The 17,821-nt window shown below is 73.0% G+C and carries 7 protein-coding genes and 2 pseudogenes; 6 read left to right on the plus strand and 3 right to left on the minus strand.

The window, feature by feature from the left end:
- Position 1 precedes the first annotated feature (1 nt).
- The 3 genes and pseudogenes from ACZ5WE_RS13395 to ACZ5WE_RS13405 all read left to right on the plus strand — a co-directional run bounded on the left by ACZ5WE_RS13395 (position 2) and on the right by ACZ5WE_RS13405 (position 6,949).
- A complete protein-coding gene (locus ACZ5WE_RS13395; protein WP_469157292.1) occupies positions 2-2,317 on the plus strand; it encodes a sensor histidine kinase in 2,316 nt (771 codons plus the stop codon).
- 624 nt (positions 2,318-2,941) lie between these two features.
- Positions 2,942-3,682: pseudogene (locus ACZ5WE_RS13400) on the plus strand (AfsR/SARP family transcriptional regulator); the annotation flags it as partial.
- Between the two features lie 921 nt (positions 3,683-4,603).
- Positions 4,604-6,949: a tetratricopeptide repeat protein gene (locus ACZ5WE_RS13405; protein WP_467686253.1), complete on the plus strand. Its 2,346-nt coding sequence runs from the start codon at positions 4,604-4,606 to the stop codon at positions 6,947-6,949.
- Positions 6,950-7,039: 90 nt separating this feature from the next.
- On the opposite strand, the gene ACZ5WE_RS13410 is transcribed toward ACZ5WE_RS13405, so the two are convergent.
- Positions 7,040-8,755, minus strand: coding sequence for a bifunctional 3'-5' exonuclease/DNA polymerase (locus ACZ5WE_RS13410; protein ID WP_467686049.1), 1,716 nt, complete (start codon positions 8,753-8,755; stop codon positions 7,040-7,042).
- A 252-nt stretch (positions 8,756-9,007) separates the two neighbouring features.
- Between ACZ5WE_RS13410 and ACZ5WE_RS13415 the strand changes: the two genes are divergently transcribed.
- Positions 9,008-9,847: a nitrilase-related carbon-nitrogen hydrolase gene (locus ACZ5WE_RS13415; RefSeq protein ID WP_467686051.1), complete on the plus strand. Its 840-nt coding sequence runs from the start codon at positions 9,008-9,010 to the stop codon at positions 9,845-9,847.
- Between the two features lie 324 nt (positions 9,848-10,171).
- On the opposite strand, the gene ACZ5WE_RS13420 is transcribed toward ACZ5WE_RS13415, so the two are convergent.
- Together ACZ5WE_RS13420 and ACZ5WE_RS13425 are read right to left on the minus strand one after the other, a co-directional pair.
- Positions 10,172-12,316, minus strand: coding sequence for an FtsX-like permease family protein (locus tag ACZ5WE_RS13420; protein ID WP_467686053.1), 2,145 nt, complete (start codon positions 12,314-12,316; stop codon positions 10,172-10,174).
- A gap of 446 nt (positions 12,317-12,762) precedes the next feature.
- Positions 12,763-13,476 (minus strand): annotated as a pseudogene (locus tag ACZ5WE_RS13425) (ABC transporter ATP-binding protein); the annotation flags it as partial.
- A gap of 92 nt (positions 13,477-13,568) precedes the next feature.
- Between ACZ5WE_RS13425 and ACZ5WE_RS13430 the strand changes: the two are divergent.
- Positions 13,569-14,735, plus strand: a complete 1,167-nt coding sequence (locus tag ACZ5WE_RS13430; protein WP_467686255.1) for a DUF2786 domain-containing protein — start codon at positions 13,569-13,571, stop codon at positions 14,733-14,735.
- A gap of 549 nt (positions 14,736-15,284) precedes the next feature.
- Positions 15,285-17,684 (plus strand): FUSC family protein, encoded by a 2,400-nt coding sequence (locus ACZ5WE_RS13435; protein ID WP_467686055.1) that lies wholly within the window; start codon positions 15,285-15,287, stop codon positions 17,682-17,684.
- The last annotated feature ends 137 nt before the right edge of the window (positions 17,685-17,821 follow it).

Genomic DNA, 17,821 nt, shown 5'->3' on the forward strand with positions numbered 1-17,821 from the left:
CATACCGTTCCGCAAGAGTCTGCTGCCCCGGCTGCTCGCCGTCTCCGTGCTCGTCTCCCTGGTCTCGATCGCCGCCACCGCCTGGCTCGCCGCGCAGACCACGTCCGGCGCGATCCGGCAGGAACAGGGGCAGGTACTTGCCGATGACGCGCGTGTCTACGACGAGTTGCTCGGTCTCGGGGCCGGTGCTCCGGGGTGGCGGGGTGCCGAGAAGACCGTGCGGGAACTGGCCCGGCAGACAGGTCGGCGTATCGCCCTGACCACGCAGGATCGTGTGGTCATCGCCGACTCGCGGGGCAGTGGCAGCAAGGATGGTCAGGACGGTAAGGGCGGTCGGGAGAGTGAGGGCGGCCAGGGCAGTAAGGATGCTGAGAAGCCGGCCGGTGCCGAGTTGCCGTCCAAGGCCTCGGCCGTCGTCGATCCGCTCGCCGTCGACGGGGCGCTGACCACCGGTGCGGGGAGCGCGGACGCGGAGGCCGGGGGCCAGGATCGTATCGATCCGCGCGCGGTCGGGCCCTTCCGGTTGCCGGTGGCGGAGCGGAAAGAGCTGGCGAAGGTGGCCGCGAGCGTCGTGGGCTGCATGCACGACCTCGGGGTTTCCGCCCACGCCGTCCAAGGGCCCAGCGGGCGGCCTCGCGTCGAGGCCCCCAACGATCCGTCCCAGTTCCTCGACTCCAGTTGCCGCGACTACCGCCTCGACATGCCCACCCGTACCGAGAGCAAGGCGCTCGACCGGCTCAACGAACTCACCAACGCGTGCCTGCGGCGCGGGGACGCCCCGCCCGTGAAGGTCGGGCTCGATCTGACGTGGTGGCAGTCGGTGGGGGTGTTCGACCGTCAATCCGGGCGCTATATCCCCACCGAAACAGATCCGCCCACGGACGCGGACTCGCCGACGGACGCGGACGCGGACTCGCCGACGGACGCGCATCCGCCGACGGAAGCGGACCCGCGCACGGAGGGCCCGCGCACGGAGGGCCCGCGCACGGAGGGCCCGCGCACGGAGGGCCCACGCACGGAAGCGGGCCCGCGCACGGAAGCGGACCCGCGCACGGAAGCGGACCCGCCTGGCGACGTGGCTCCGCCCGCCGAAACCGAGGCGCCCACGAAGCCGGACGGCCGGGCCGAACGGGGTGGCGCCTCCCCTGTGCCGAGTGCTCCCGCCAAGGGACGGGGTGCGCTGACGAGCACCCCCTCGGAATCGCCGTACCCCAACGAGCCGTGGGGCGGTGTCAGCCGCGTCGACAGCGCGTTCGACACCAAGACCGCCGCCTGTGTGGGCAGCGCCCGGCGCGAGCAGCTCGGTTCGTACGTCTCCGCGCCCGCCCTTCTCTTCGTCACCAGCTCCGACGGTTCGCGCAGCGCGGCGGCCCGCGCGGGCGAGAACTCGGGGTTCAGCCTCTCCGGGGCCAACACCACCCGGCTCGCGGGCCTTTCGGCCGGGATCCTCGCGGCGACCGTCGCCGTGACCGCCTTCGCCGCGAGCCGGCTGACCCGCCCGCTGCGAGCGCTCACCGCCGCGACGCAGCGGATGAAGGAGGGCGAGGCGGCCGAACCCGTCACGGCGCGCTCGGCGGGATCGGCGGGGGAGATCCGCCAACTCGCCGACGCGTTCAACGACATGGCGGCCCACCGCAAGGCCCTGGAGGACCAGCGCCAGGCCATGGTGAGCGATGTCGCGCACGAGTTGCGTACGCCGCTGTCAAATATCCGCGGCTGGTTGGAGGCGGCCGAGGACGGCGTGGTCGCCACCGACCCGGAACTGGTCTCCTCGCTCCTCGAAGAGGCCGTGCTGCTCCAGCACATCGTCAATGACCTGCAGGATCTCGCCGCCGCCGACGCCGGTACGCTCCGGCTGCACCGCGAGCCCGTACACGCGTCCGATGTCGTGGACCAGGTCGCTGCGGCGCACCAGGCGGGTGCCGAAGCGGCGGGCGTACGGCTGAGCGCGACGACGCTCGGCGATCCCTGCTTCACGGCCGATCCGCTCCGGCTCCGCCAGGCCATCGGCAACCTGGTCTCCAACGCGATCCGGCACACCCCCGAGGGCGGCAGCGTCACGATCAGCTGCCGCGCCACGCTCGACGCGGTGGTGGTGGAAGTCTCCGACACCGGCACCGGCATCAGCCCCGAGGATCTGCCGCACGTCTTCGACCGCTTCTGGCGCGCGGACAAGTCGCGTACGCGGGCGACGGGCGGCAGCGGGCTCGGCCTCGCGATCGTCCGGCAGTTGGTGGAGGGGCACGGCGGGACGGTGACGGCGCGGAGTACGCCGGGGGAGGGTGCGGTGTTCACGGTGCGGGTGCCGGCGGAATGAAGGAGGCGCCGGTGCGGTGCGGGGTGTCGGCGGAATTGTGGGTGCGGGGGAATGACTGGTGCCGGGGGGAGCCGGGAACGACCGGTGCCGGAGGGCCGGAGGGCCGGAGGGTCGGAGGGTCGGAGGGTCGGAGGGGGGCGGCTGATGTTGGCGGGCGGAATTGCGGTCCCGAGGGCCGGGGTTACCGAGGGATACCATTCCGAGGTCTCATCGCAGGCTCATCGCACGGCCCGGCCGACGTAAGCGAACGGTGGGCGAAGGGTGCGCGAGTGGTGGGTGATCAGTGAGCACCTGGTGCCGGTAATACGGCGGCCGGAGCGCGGGGCCGAGGCTCGTTGAGGCTCGTGGGACGGATCTTCCCGAGTGGGTACGGTGCTTTTCGCGCGGATACGGCGACGCGTGCGCGGCTGCTCTCGTTCCGCGAGCCCCTTAACTCCCCCACCCCGTAAGGAAGTTAAGGGTGCGTCGCAGAAACTGAGCGGGCCCGGCCGCAACGGTGACACTCCCCCGAGTTACGCGTTACACGCGAGTACCGGCGGGGCCGGGCCCGATGTATTGATCCCATCAGGGCCCGCCAACCGATCGCTAACATGAGGCCAACGGTTGGCGGGAGATGGCGTGGACGTGCGGTGCGACGGGTTGCGGTTCGGGCTCCTGGGCACGCCTGCCGTGTACGACGCCGAGGGCGAGCCGCAGCCCGTGCAGAGCGCCAAGGGCCGCGCCCTGCTGGCCGCGCTGCTGCTCGAACCGGGCAGGGTGGTCTCCGTCGGCGCCCTCAAGGACGCACTGTGGGGCGGCGCCCCGCCCGCGTCCGCACACGCCTCCCTGCAGAATCACGTGACGCGGCTGCGCCGGCTTCTGGACGACCCGGACCGGCTGCGGGCGGTGCCTCCGGGGTATCGACTGCGGGTGGCCGACGGCGAGTTGGACGTACGGGTCTTCGAGCAGCGGGTCGCACAGGCGCGGTCCGCGCACGCGGAACGTGACTGGAACGGCTGCGTTTCCGCCGCGTCCGGCGCGCTCGCCCTGTGGCGCGGTGCCCCGCTGGGCGGGCTGCCCGCGGACGCGGCGGGCCATGCGCTCGTACCGCGCCTCGAGGAGGCGCGGCTCCTCGCCCTCGAACTGCGGTACGACGCGGAGCTTGCGGCCGGGGCCGGCGGTGGAGGGCTCGTGCCGGAGCTGGCGGAACTGGTCGCCGAGCATCCCCTGCGGGAGGCCTTCCACCGGCAGCTGATGCTGGTGCTGCACCGCACAGGCCGCCAGGCGGAAGCCCTCGCCGTCCACCGCGAGCTGCGGCGCAGGCTGGTGGACGAGCTGGGCGTGGAGCCGGGCGCCTCGGTACGGGAAGCGCATCGCGTGGTGCTGCAGGAGCCTGCGGGATCGGCGTTCGCCGTGCCTGCGGGTTCCGCGTTCGCCGTGCCTGCGGGATCGGCGTTCGCCGTGCCTGCGGGATCGGCGTTCGCTCCGACGGGTTCTGCCCCAGATTCCTCTGCCACGGCATCCGCCGCCCGGGCGAGCTCTGCCTCGACGGGCTCTGCCCCGGCAACCTCTGCCTGGGCGGGCTCTGCCTCGACGGGCTCTGCCCCGGCATCCTCTGCCTGGGCAACCTCTGCCCGGGCGGGCTCTGCGCCGATGGGGTCTGTCCCGGCATCTTCCGACCCGGCGGCCTCTGCCCCGGCGGCCTCTGCCCCGGCGGCCTCTGCCCCGGCGGCCTCTGCCCCGGCGGCCGCTGCCCGGGCGGGCTCCACCCAGGCGGGCTCTGGCCGGGCGTCCGCTGCCCGGGCGGGCTCTAACCTGGCGCCATCTGCCCCGAGGGACAGCGCGGCGGATCTCGGTCTGGGGTCTTCGGCCTCTGCTGGTCCGGGGGTTTCGGCTTTCGCCGGTCTGGGGTCGTCGGTGTCTGCTGGTCCGGGGGTTTCGGCTTTCGCCGGTCTGGGGTCTTCGGTGTCTGGTGGCCCAGGGGCCCCGCCCTGCCCCGGCCCGGAGTCCCCGTGCTCCGCCGGTCCAGGGGCCCTGCTATCCCCCGGTGCGGAGTCCCCGTTCTCCGCTGGTCAAGAGTCGGCGTTCTCGGCGGCCGGTCCAGAGTCGGCCTCCGCCGGAGCAAGCTCCCCGCGTTCCGCCGGCCCAGCCTCCCCACCCTCCGCCGGACCGGCCTCCCAGGCACCCCTCGCCCCGAGCACTGCCGTGCCGCCCCCCTCCGGGTCCGTCGCCGCCGGCCCCACGCGTGTGTCCACCCGGCCCGCCCAACTGCCGCCCTGCCCACCCCACTTCACAGGGCGCGAGGAAGTGGTGCGCTCCCTGGCGCAGCTCCTCGCGGGGCCCGGCGCCGGTGGTGGCTCGCTCGACCGAGCGGCGCCCGGCGTCGCACCTCCCGGCGTCACATCCCCCGGCGCCGCACCACCCCTCGCCGTCCTGTCCGGCATGGCGGGCGTGGGGAAGAGTGCCCTCGCCCTGCACGTCGCGCACCGGCTGCGTGAGCACTTCCCCGATGGGCAGCTCTACGTCAATCTGCGCGGGGCCACCCCCGGCATGACACCCCTCACGCCCGGCCAGGCCCTCGCCGCCCTGATCCGGGACCTCGGGATCGAGTCGGGTCAGAGCCCCGAACACCCGGATGCCGCAGCCGCGTTGCTCCGTTCGCTGCTCGCGCCCACCCGCACCCTGGTGGTACTGGACGACGCGGCGACCGCCGCGCAGGTGCGGCCGCTGCTGCCAGCGGGCCCCGGCTGCGCGGTCATCGTCACCAGCCGTTCTCCGCTCACCGCGCTCGACGGTGCGGGACGCTTCCCGCTCGAGCCGCTCTCCGAGGGGGACAGCGCCGCCCTGCTGCGCGCCGTCTCCGGGCGCGAGGGGCTCGACGCAGGGCACCCCCTGGTCGAACTCGCGGGCCGACTGCCGCTCGCCCTGCGGATCATCGCGGCCCGCCTCGCCGCCCGCCGCGCGCTCACCCCAGACGCCCTCGCCGACCTCCTCACCGTCAGCGGGGGACGCCTGCACCACCTGGAACACGACGACTTGAGCGTCCGGCGCTCGCTGGCCGTGGCGCTGGACGCGCTGCGTACGTCGGAGCGCGAGTCCGACCGGGACGCTGCCGCCGCCCTCGCCGCGATCGGCGCGCTCGACCTCCCGGCGTACGGAGTCCCGCTCGTCGCCCGCCTGTTGGGCGTGGAGGAATGGCGCGCGGGGGCGGCGCTCGACCGTCTCGTCGACGTCGCGCTCCTCGACGAGACGGCCTACGGCCGCTACGCCCCGCATGACCTCGTACGCGACTTCGCGCGGGAGGCGGCGCACCAGGACGGGGCGGGGGCGGTGTACGTCGTGGAATCGGCCCTGCGGTGGTACGCGGAGTCGGCGCGACAGAGCCTTCTGGCGATCATGCCGGAGGGGCTCGACCGCGACGACCGTCTCGGGGACCTCCCCGACCAGCTGCTGCCCCCGCGCACGACCGCCGACGCGGGAGGCGCCAATGCGGGAGGCGCCAATGCGGGAGAGACCGATGCGCGAGCGGCCGTCGCGCGAGCGGTCGTCGAGCGAGCAGCCGTCGCGCGAGACGACGATGCGGAATCCGGCTGCACGGGGGACGCGGGGGGCACGGGGGACGTCTCCACGCAGGGCGCCGACGGCTGTCCGATTCCGGCCGTGCCGCCGATGTCCACCGATGACGCCTTCGCCTGGGGCGACACCGAGCTCGCCAACGTCATCGCCCTCGCCGACCGCCACGGCCGTGAGTCCGCCCTCCTGCCCGTGTTGGTCCGCTGCTTCTTCTCGTACCTCAAACGCCGTGGCCGGCTGGCCGAGGCGGACCTCCTCAACCGCCTCGCGGTGACCGCGGCCCGCCGCTGGAAGGACACGGCGGCCGAGGCCCAGGCGCTCACCGACCTCGCGGGTCTCAACTACGTGTCGGGCCGCAGCGGCACGGCGCTCGACCTGATCGACGAGGCCCTCGACCTGTGGCGGAAGCTCGACCGCATGTCGTGCGTCCACCGCGGCGTCATCAACCGCGGCCTCCTCCTCGAAGCGCTCGGCCGCTACGAGGAGTCCGCCGATGCGCTGCGCCAGAGCCTGGATCTCGCCATGGCCATGGACGACCCGCTGAGCGAGGCATTCGCCCTCAGCACTCTGGGCAACGTATACGAGCACACCGACGCCCGCGCCGCCATCTCCTACTACGAGCGGAGCCTGACGATCGGCGAGGCCCTCGGGCACGCAGGGCTGCGCCAGGAGGTCCACTGCGACATGGGCAAGGCCTACCTCGTCCTCGACGAACCGCACGTCGCGCTCAAGCACTTCGAGGAGAGCCTGCGCATCCACGGCGAGGCCGAGGACTGGCACAACGAGTCCAAGGTGCGCCTCGGCATGGTCCGCGCCCTGCGCGAGACGTCCCGCACACAGGACGCGGGGCGCGAGTGCGCCGACCTCCTGGAGCGTGCGGAACAGCGGGCCGACGCCCACATGGCGGGTCTGGCCCGCCATCAGCGAGGGCTTCTGCTGTACGGCGACGGGCGTGCCGAAGAGGCGTACGAGCAGTGGAAGTTGGCGCTCGCATCGCTGGACGGCACGGACAGCAGCGAGGTGGTCGGGGAGCTGAAGAGCTTGCTCGCGGGCTCAAGTGCGGGCTCAGCTGCGGGCTAAAGTGCGGGCTCGGCGGCGGGCTCACCCACGGGCACTTCGGCGGGCTCACCCACGGGCTCTCCGGCAGGCTGAAGTTGCCCTCAGCGAGGGCTATTTCGCGTCCGCGTAGCACTCCACCACGGCGACGGTGAACGGGAAACGCACCGGCGTCTCGCCGAACGCGATACGCCCCGCCAGGTCCCCGGCCGCGCGGATCGCCGCCGTGACTGTCTCAGCCTCCTCCTGCGGGCAGTGCACGATGACCTCGTCGTGCTGGAAGAAGACCAGCTCGGCACGGAGCCCTGCCGCGGCGATGGACTGACGCAGCGCGGCCAGCATCAGCAGGGCCCAGTCGGCCGCGCTGCCCTGGACGACGAAGTTACGGGTGAAGCGGCCACGGGCGCGGGTGTTGCTGGAGGCGTACCCAGGAGTGAACTCACCGTCCTGGGAGGGGAGTTCGGACGCCCCCTCCTGCGGGATGCCCGCCTCGTCGAAGTCTCCCGCGCCGGCTGCAGGCGGGCTCGTCCGCCCCAGCCAGGTCCGTACGAGTCTGCCCTCCTCGCCAGCCTTGGCCGCATCGTCGACGTACGCGACCGCGGCGGGGAATCTGCGGCGCAGTGCCGCCAGGTTCTTCAGGCCGTCGCCCGACGTCTGCCCGTACACGGCGCCGAGGAGCGCGATCTTGGCGTGGTCGCGGTCGCCGGAGAACGCGCGGTCCGAGAGGCGGGTGTAGAGGTCCTCGTGACTCCCGGCCACCTCCATCAGGCCCCGGTCGCGGGAGATCGCGGCGAGGACGCGCGGCTCCATCTGGTCCGCGTCGGCGACGACGAGCCGCCAGCCGGGGTCGGCGACGACCGCGCGCCGGATGATTTTGGGGATCTGCAGCGCGCCGCCGCCGTTCGTGGTCCAGCGACCGCTGACGGTTCCGCCCGGGGTGTACTCGGGCCGGAAGCGGCCGTCGCGCACCCAGTCCTGGAGCCAGCTCCAGCCGTGCGCCGTCCAGATCCGATACAGCTTCTTGTACTCGACGAGGGGCCGCACCGCCGGGTGGTCGATCTCCTCCAGCTCCCAGCGGCGGGTGGACTTGATCCTGATCCCGGCCTGCGCGAAGGCCTTGATGACGTCGTTCGGCAGGTCGGGGCGGACGCGGCGGCCGAAGGCCAGGGAGATCTCGTCGGCGAGCTCGGCGAGGCGGCGGGGTTCGGCCGCACCCGCGTTCCTGCCGCCGCCCGCGTACCGCTCGCCGAGGAGTTCGGTGAGCAGGGCGTGGTGGACGTCCGCGCGCCAGGGCAGGCCCGCCACGTTCATTTCGGCGGCCACCAGCATGCCGGCCGACTCGGCTGCCGTGAGCAGCCGCATCCTGCCGGGGTGCTCGGCGGCCTCGTGTCTTCGCTGCTGCGCGGCATACACCTCCAGGAGGGCGTCGAAGGGCAGGGGTGTGACGGGGGAGGGCTCGAAGAGGGAGTCCTGTGCGCCGGGAGCTGCCGCTCTGGGAGGCGGATCGGTCGGTACGGGGGCGTTGTGCAGGCGTGCCCAGGCGGCGGCGGCCGAACGGGGCTCTCCGAGGCGGCCCTCGTGACCGAGGAGGAGGAGCTCGGCGTCCTCGATGTCGTAGCACCGGTTCACCCTGACGCCTGCCGCGAGCAGCGCGGGATAGATCTCGGCGGTGGACCGCCAGACCCAGCGGCTGGCGTCGGGCCTGGCGCGGACGGCCGCGGCGAGGTCCCGCTCATGCCGCACCGGCCCTGCGGGCAGGCCGTCTTCCCCGAGGGGGGCGAGGGTGGCGCCTCCGGCCTCGGCGGCGGCGAGGGCCCACCTTTCGGTCATGCGACTGAGTGTGTCAGCAGGCACTGACAGCAGGCACTGACAGCGGGCACTGACAGCGGGCACGGACAGCGGGCACGGACAGCGGGCACGGACAGCGGGCACGGACAGCAGGCACGGACAGCAGGCACGGACAATGGGGTGGAGGGCTTTTGGGTGAGGGGTGGGTGGAGGTTGTGGCCCGGCTCTGCCGTGCGCCGCACGTCCGGGCGTCTCGACATGCGGAGGGCGCCGTGCGCTGCGAGGCTCGACGCCATGAGAGTGGCCCTTGCGCAGACCGACTGTGTCCTCGGAGAGGTGGACGAGAACCTCGCGGAGGCCCGGGACCAAGTCGGTCAGGCGGCGGCGCAGGGTGCCGATCTCGTCGTTTTCCCGGAGCTGAGTCTGCACGGGTACCACTTGGGCGGTCTGAAGCGGGACACGTCGCTGGAAGCGACGGACCTCCGCCTCCGGGAACTTTCCACCTCGGGGCCCGACGTCATCGTCGGCCTGCACGAGCACACGAGTCTGCGCGCGTACAACACGTCCGCGTACTACACGGGCGGCCAACTCCTGCACGCCCACCGGAAGTTGTACCTGCCGAACTACCTGGCCTGGGAGGAGCGCAAGCACGTCAGCCCGGGCCAGCACCTGCGTGCGTACGACCTGCCGGGCGGGCACGGGCGTGCCGCGACGCTCGTCTGCAACGACGCGTGGCAGCCGGTGCTTCCGTGGCTGGCCGTGCAGGACGGTGCCGAGGTCATCATCGTCCCCACGAACAGCGCGGCGAGCCTGGATCCCGAGGCGATGGACACGGGCCTGTACTGGGACACGCTGCTCTCCTACACGGCCCGCATGCTGCAGTGCTGGGTGGTGTTCGTGAACCGGGTCGGGAACGAGAACGGGGCGTCGTTCTGGGGCGGTTCGAGGGTGGTGGACCCGCGGGGGACGGTCGTCGCGCAGGCGCCGAAGTGGGAGCCGGGCCTGGTGACGGTGGACATCGACGTCCACGAGGCGCGGCGGCATCGGCGGGCGGTGCCGCTTGTCGCTGAGGCGCGGCTGGGGTTGGTCGACCGGGAGGTACGTCGGCTGATTGACGAGGGCGGCGACAGCTGACGGGGTGCCTTTGCGGCGGGCGGGGCGGTGGTTTGTGCGGTCACTGGGCGTGGCCGGGCCGGGGTCTCCCGTTGCCCGGAGCCTTCCCTGCGCGGACGGGCTTCTCCCGCCCTTCCCCCGCCCGATTGCCCCGCAGTTCTACCCGTGCGAACGGGCCTTTCCCGCGCACCCGCCCGATTGCCCGCAGTTCTGCCTGTACGGACGGGCTTCTCCCGCCCTTCCTTCGCCCGATTGCCCCGCAGTTCTACCTGTACGAACGGGCCTTTCCCGCCCGCCCGATTGCCCCGTAGCGTCAAAGGGGGGTGGAGCGTGCCGCCGCCCCCCTCAGACCCGCCGCCACACCCCCAACACCCCCGACCCCACCCCCACCACCGCGCACACCCCCGCAGCCAGCCCCACCATCCCCCAAGGCACCGTCACCCCCGCCGGTGCCGACAGGCGGGTCAGGCCCGCGCTCAGTGCGCCCAGATTGAGCAGCGTCACCGTCAGGCCGAGGACCGCGCCCACCCCCACCGCCAGCAGCGACTCCCCGGCCACCACCAGCCGCACCTGACCCCGCGTAGCCCCGGCCATCCGCAGCGAGCGCAGCTCAGGGCCCCGTACCGATGTCGCCATCAGCAGCGTTCCCGCGAGGGAGATCGTCGTGTAGACCAACGCGATCCCCAGCAACACCACAAGGCCCAGCCGTGTCTGCGGCTTCGTCGCCGGATGTGTGTCCGCCAGCCATTCCTCCGCCGACCGCACCCGGAAGCCACCCTCGCCCCCGCCATGGGCCGCCCGCAGCGCCCCCGCCACCTCACCCCGGTCCGCCCCGTCCCGCAGCCCCACGTCAACGCGGTCCATCGCCGCGGCAGTCCCCGCGGTCGCGGACGTGACGTACGCCCCGTTGTTCCCCGTCCCCCGCGCAAGCACCGCGACGATCCGCAGCCGCGCGGGCCTGCCGTCCCCGAGCCAGACATCGACCCGCTCGCCCACACGCCGCCGCTCCCACTCCTCGTTGACGACGATCGACCGGTCGTCGAGATCGCGTACGTCCCCCGCCACCACCGGAAGCCGCGACACCGCGGCGAACGCCGCCGGATCGCTCACCGCCCGTGCGTCCGAGCGGATCAGCGCCGTGCCTTCCTCCCGCACGAACACGGCCGTGGACGCCGACGCCGCGGCCACCTCCACCCCGTCGGCCTTCCTTGCCTCCGAGAGTCTCAAGTCATCTCCCGTCAGAACCAGTTCAGCCCCGGTACGCTTCCGCGCCTCCGCCGCCACCGCCTCGCCCGCCGTCTCCGCCGAGCCCAGCAGCGAGCCCGCGAGAGCCACCGCCACCAGCACTGGCGCGGCGACGGCCGCGGTGCGCCGAACGGACGCGGCGGAGTTCTCGCGGATCAGGAGCCCGATCGCGCCGGGCAGGCGGACGGCGCGCAGGACGGGACGTACGAGAAGGGGAGTGAGCGCGGCGAGCGCGGTGATCAGGATCATCGGTTGCGTCGTGTACGTCTTCCGTTTCATCAGCGCTGACGGATCGCTCCACAGCGTCGAGACCGTCAGTCCGACCCCCGCCACCAGCAGCGCGCCCCCCACGATCCGCCGACTCCACGGCATGACCCCGGTATCGACGGACGCGTCTCGCAGGGCCTCGACGGGGCCCACGCGCCCCGCCCGCCGCGAGGCCGCCCACGCCCCCGAGAAGGCCACCAACACCCCGACCCAGAAAGCGAGATGGTACGGCCACACCGCCCCGCCGATCCCGAACCACTCGGGAGCGATCTCCGCCTCCACCAGGCCCTCGGCGAGCACCGGCGCACCCCGCGCCCCCAGCACGCACCCCACCCCGGAGGCCGCTGCCCCCACCGCGAGTGCCTCCGCGAGCAGCATCCTGCGCACCTGGCCCGGCGTCGCTCCCGCCATCCGCAGCAGCCCGAACTCCCGCCGCCGCAGCGCCACGACAAAGGCGAAGGTGGACGCGGTGACGAAGACGGACACGAACGCGGACACCCCGCCCGCCGTCCCCAGGAACGAATTCACCGCCACGAGCGCTTCCGCGTCCCGCCCCGGCGGCTCCGCATCGGCGAGCCGCCGATCACCTCCGGTCAGGACACGCGCCCGATTCCCGACGACTTCCCGCACCTCCCCAACCGGGGCATCCACCCCCACCGCGTCCCTTTTCGCCTCGTCCAGGCGGACAGGCCCAAGACGTCGAAGCTCGCGCAGAAGTTCGATATCCACAGGGTGTGGATGAGTGAGCGGCTTTGATACGTGCGCGATGTCCGAGCCGCGCTTTACCGGGACAGTAAGGGTGTTCTGTCCCATAACGACCACGGGCGACCTGGCGAACCGTACGGGTTCCCGCTCCGGCGCGCTGAACGACGAGGCAAGCCCGAGCCCCATAGCGGCGGTGAGCGCCACGCCGAGCGCGACAGCGACGAAGGCGCCGAGAAGGCCGGCCCAGCGGGTACGAAGGGAAGCGAGGAACATCACCGGCCGACCGCCTCTCCGCAACCCGAGGCGGGCCCGCGCGATGCAAGGCCGCGTGATTCAAAGCCGCGCGATGCAGGGCCGCGCGATGCAGGGCCGCGCGATGCAGGGCTGCGCGATGCAGGGCCGCGCGATGCAGGGCTGCGCGATTCAGGGCCGCTCGGCGCAAAGCCGCCCGGTGCAGAGCCCCCCGGTGCAATGCCGCCCGGTGCAGGGCCCCCCGGTGCAATGCCGCCCGGCTCCCGGTGACTGGCCTCAAGCCCACCCAGCTCTGAACGACTCGCCTCAAGCCCACCGGGCTCCAGGCGACCCTCCTCAAGCCCACCAGCCTCCAGGCGACCCTCCTCAAGCCCACCAGCCTCCAGGCGACCCTCCTGAAGCCCACCAGCCTCCACGCGCCCTCGCTCCACGCGCCCTAGCTCCACGCGCCCCCGCTCCAGGCGACCCGCCTCAAGCCCCGCCATCCGCCGAGCCACCTCCCCCGCGTCCGGCGCGAGTGCCTCGTCGGCCACCCTCCCGTCCACCAAAAACACCACCCGGTCAGCATGCGATGCCGCCACGGGGTCATGCGTGACCATCACGATCGTCTGGCCGGCCGTGTCCACCAACCCCCGTAGCAGCGAAAGCACTTCGCGGCTGGTCGTCGTGTCCAGCGCGCCGGTCGGTTCGTCGCCGAACAGCACGGAAGGCCGTGTGACAAGCGCCCGCGCCAACGCCACCCGCTGCTGCTGACCGCCCGAAAGCTCTCCAGGCCTATGTCGGGCACGGTCACCAAGGCCCACCCGGCCCAACGCGTCCCCCACCTCCGTACGCGAGGGTCTGCGCCCCGCGAGCCGTAGCGGCAGGGCGACGTTCTGGGCGGCGGTCAGTGACGGGAGGAGGTTGAAGGACTGGAAGACGAAGCCGATGCGGTCCCTGCGCAGCAGGGTCAGCCGCCGCTCGCTCAGCCCCGTGAGCTCCGTGCCGCCCACCTCGACCGTCCCGGACGTCGGCCGGTCGAGCCCGGCGGCGCACTGCAGCAGCGTCGACTTGCCGGAGCCGGACGGTCCCATGATCGCGGTGAAGGTACCGGCACGTATCGCGAGGTCGACGCCGTCGAGGGCGGTCACGTCATGGTAGATGCGGCGGACGGCGGTGAGCCGTACGGCAGTTGAGGTCATGCCTCAACCCAACCGCCCGAGCCCCCGCCGGGCACGACCACTGAGGGGCGTCCTGAGGGTAGGGCCAGCCCTACCCTTGACGTATGGATCCGGTGACCGAGGTGATCGACAAGGCGTTCGCGGCAGCGCTGTACGCGGACGGCGACGAGGGCCTCGACACCGGCGCGTCCCTCCTCGCGGCCGCCCCCGATGCCGACGCGGAGCTGTGGCGCAGGGGCGAGGAGCTGGTGCGTCGGGCGTGGGAGCGGGGGTGGCAGCCTGCGGACGTCATACGCATGGTCGGACGCGCGCAGGGCTCCATAGCCATCGCCATCGCCCACGGCGCTGACCGTGCCCACCAGACGCAGCTGGCCGCAGAACTGATCACCACGGAGATCAGGCGGTACGGCGACACCCTCCCGCCCCGCTGGAACGCGCAGCTGGCCGAGCTCACCCTCCGGGACGGCCCGAGGCCCGACCGCTTCTCGCAGGCCACCCTCACCCTCGCCCTCTACCGCCTCCTCCTGCGCCTGCCCGCGATCGAGCCCGTGGGCCCGGCCCCCGGCACTCCGCTCCACGCGCCGCCGCCCCCCGGTCACGAAGAGCCCCGCATCCTCAGCCGTATCCGCGCCCTCCTGGCGAAGGCCGAGGCCACCGGGTTTCCCGAGGAGGCGGAGGCGCTCACCGCCAAGGCGCAGGAGCTGATGGCCAGGCACACCATCGACGAGGCCCTGCTCGCGTCCCGTACCCACGCCAAGGACGTTCCCGGCGCCTGCCGCATCGGCGTGGACGCTCCGTACGAGACGGCGAAGGCGATCCTCCTGGACGCGGTGGCCACCGCGAACCGTTGCCGGGCGGTGTGGAACGAGGCGTACGGCTTCTCGACCGTCGTCGGTTTCGAGCCCGACCTGGAAGTGGTCGAACTCCTCCACACCTCCCTCCTCGTGCAGGGGACGGCGGCGATGACGAAGGCGGAGGCGGGGCAGCGGGCGGGCGGCCGGAAGCGTACGAAGACGTTCCGTCAGGCTTTCCTGCTGGCTTACGCGAACCGCCTTGGTGCGCGGCTCGCCGCGGCGGCGGAGGGAGTCGCCGTGGGCGCCCCGGACGCGGGCGAGCTGCTGCCTGTCCTGGCCGCCCGGGATGTGGCCGTCACGTCGCGTGCCGAGCGGATGTTCCCCGAGACCACTGTCACCCGGGTACGGGGAGTTACTGACGCGGAGGGTTGGACGCAGGGGGCTGCGGCGGCGGATGAGGCGCATGTGGCCCTGGGTGGGCCGTAACCCGCCTGCGGCGCGAGCCCGCCCGCCCCCTCTCCCGGCGGCCCCCGCGGTCACCTGTGCTCCAACGGGCCTTCCCCACCCACCCGCCCGTTCACCCCGCATCCGCCCCTGCCCGAACAAGCCTTTCCCGCCCACCCACCCGATTGCCCCGCGGTGATGGGGGTGGGTGGGAGCAAGAGTGCGGCGGGGCGAGGGGGAGATGGCAGGTGGGGTGGGGTGGGACAGCTCCACGCGCCCGCAGTCGGCATCGAGACGCGAGGGGACGTGCCGGTATGTCTGCCCGGAGCACGGTTCGCGGCGCTCCGGTGCCGAAACAGCCGCGCGGCCACCGGACGATAGCGAGGACGGACATACCGGCGCGGCCCCGCCCCCCCAGCCGGGCTCTAGCCGCTCCCCAGCCGGGCTCCAGCCGCTCCCCAGCCGGGCTCTAGCCGCCCTCCAGTCGTGCCCCAGCCGGGGCCCCCAGCCGCCCCCGCCCAAGCAGCCGCAGCCCCACACCAAGGCCACCCCCGCCGCAACCCCGCCCGATATGCCCCGTATCATCACAGAGTGACCTGGCTTCGAGCGTTGAAGGAGACCACTCGCTCGGGGCTGACCGTCGAGCGGAAGCGGCTTGAGCCCCTCATCGCGCTCCGCGGCGCAGCCGGACTCGCCCTCGTCATCGGCGTGAGCCTCACCCTCTTCGGGCCGGCCGTGGCCGCCAGCTCGGCCTTCGGTGCCTACCAGGCCGCCATCGCCACCTTCCAACGCAGCTGGCGCCCCCGCCCTGAACTGGCCCTGGCCTCCGGTACGAGCCTCGCCATCTCCACCTTCCTCGGCTACCTCACCGGCTCCCACACCCTCCTCTTCCTCGCCCTCCTCGCCCTCTGGACCTTCCTCTCGGGGCTGAGTTGGGCCGCGGGCCCGACCATCGGCATCATCGCCTCCTCCAACGTCGCGATCATGCTGGTCACGGTCACCCTCCCCGGCTCCCTGGCCGCCGCGGCGGGCCACGCCGCGATGATGGTGGTGGGCGGCGCGGTCCAGGCCGCCCTCGTGGTCCTGTTCCCCGTACGCAGATGGGGCGCCCACCGCGACGCCCTCGCCGACGCACTCGCGGCCGAGGCCGACTACGCCCGCCGCCTCCGCCACGACCCCCACGCCGACTTCGACCCGGAACCCCTGATGGCCGCCCGTGACGCGGCGACCGTCACCCCGCGCCAGGCCCGCACCCGCCCCGCCGAACTCCACGGCGCCCGCGGCGTGGCGGAACGCATCCGTCCGGTGCTCGCCTCCCTGGCCGACCCCGCGGTGGGCGCACCGGAAGAGGGTCCCGAACGCGATCGCGTACGCGAGATCCTCGCCGCGGCAGGCGCGATCCTGGACGCGGCGGCCAGGGCCATCCGGCAGGGCGAACCGGTGAAGATCCCACCCGCGGCCGTGGCGACCCTCCGCACCCCTGACACCGGGGCGATCCTCACGGGCCCGGCCCAGCGGGCGGCGAAACGCCTGGCGGCGCTCCTGCGGGACGTGGTCGAAACAGCAGGCAAGCCCCCCGACAAGGCCGCCGCCCTCACCGAGACAACACCCAACGCAACGAGCGCACCCAACGCAACGAGCGCAAGCAGCGCGCCCAGCGCGACCAAGAAGGAATCGCAAAGCACCCCCACCCAGCCCCTCACCTCCACCTCCACCCCCCTCCTCCGCCCCACCTTCCCCGCCCTGCTCCCCGCCGCCCTCCGCGCCATAAGAAGCGAACTCCGCCGCCGCCATGAATCCCCCGTCACCCGCCACGCGATCCGCGTCACCGCGGTGGCCGCCGCCGGTTACCTCCTGGGCACCTGGCTTCCCCTCGGCCACGGCTACTGGGCCCCCATGGCCTCCGTGATGGTGATGCGCCCGGACTTCTCGCAGACGTACTCCCGCGCGGTGGCCCGCTTCGGCGGCACGCTCGTGGGCGTCGCCCTGGCCACGGGCCTGGTGCAACTCGCGGACCCCGGCACCGAGCTCTCCGCCGCACTCGCCGTGCTCTGCGCCGGGATGATGTACCTGCTGATGCGCACGGGCCAGGTCGCCGCGCAGGCCTGCGTCGCCGCGTACGTCGTCTTCCTGCTCGGCATGGGCGGCGAGCAGTGGACGCAGACGGTGCCGGAACGCGTCGTCCTCACCCTCCTCGGCGGCGTCCTCGCGATGATCGCGTACGCCGTGTACCCGGCCTGGGAGACCCCGCGCCTGCGCAACCGCCTGGCTGACTGGCTGATCGCGGACGGCCGCTACGCCGCTGCCGTCGTCAGCCGCTACGCCGACCCCACCGGCAGCTCCTGCCCGAACGTCCGCGAGGCGCTCCTCGCCGCACGCGACGCCCGCATCGCCTGGCAGGAAGCCGCCGCCCGCGCCAAGAACGAACCGGTACGTCACCGCGGCCTCTCCCGCGCCGCGGCCGCCGACGCCGAGGAGACCCTCGCCCAACTCGGCCGCGTGGCCATGCTGATGGAGGCCCACCTCCCGGACCGCGACGCCACCCCCGTCCCCGCGGCCGACCGCCTCGCGAAGGCCCTGCGCAAGTCGACCGAGGATGGCGCGAAGGCCGTACGCGAACGCCGCGTCCCGAAGTGGGAAGCCGTACGCAAAGCTCTCGACGAGTGGGACGGCGAGGGCGTCCCCGACCGGGTCGTACGCAGGGGGGCGGGCCTCCTCCTCGCGACCCTCGAGGAACTGTCGGACGCCCTGGACACGGCTCCGCCGCCCATGCTGGTGGACGGCTCAGAAACATCCACGCAGACGGACACGACCCCGCAGACGGACACAGCCGTACCGACGGACGACACAACCGCCCAGACGGACGACACAACCGCCCCGACGGACGACACAACCGCCCCGACGGACGACACAACCGCCCCGACGGATACAGCCGCCCCAACAGACAACAACGGGCCGCAGGACCCCGATCGAGGTCCCACGGCCCGCTGACCGCATCACACCCGGCAAAGCCGGCACCAAATCCTCAGGCCCCTCAGGCCCCTCAGGCCCCTCAGGCCCCTCAGGCCCCTCAGGCCCCTCAGGCCCCTCAGGCCCCTCAGGCCCCTCAGGCCCCTCAGGCCCCTCAG

Source organism: Streptomyces sp. NPDC033180, from assembly GCF_055577645.1.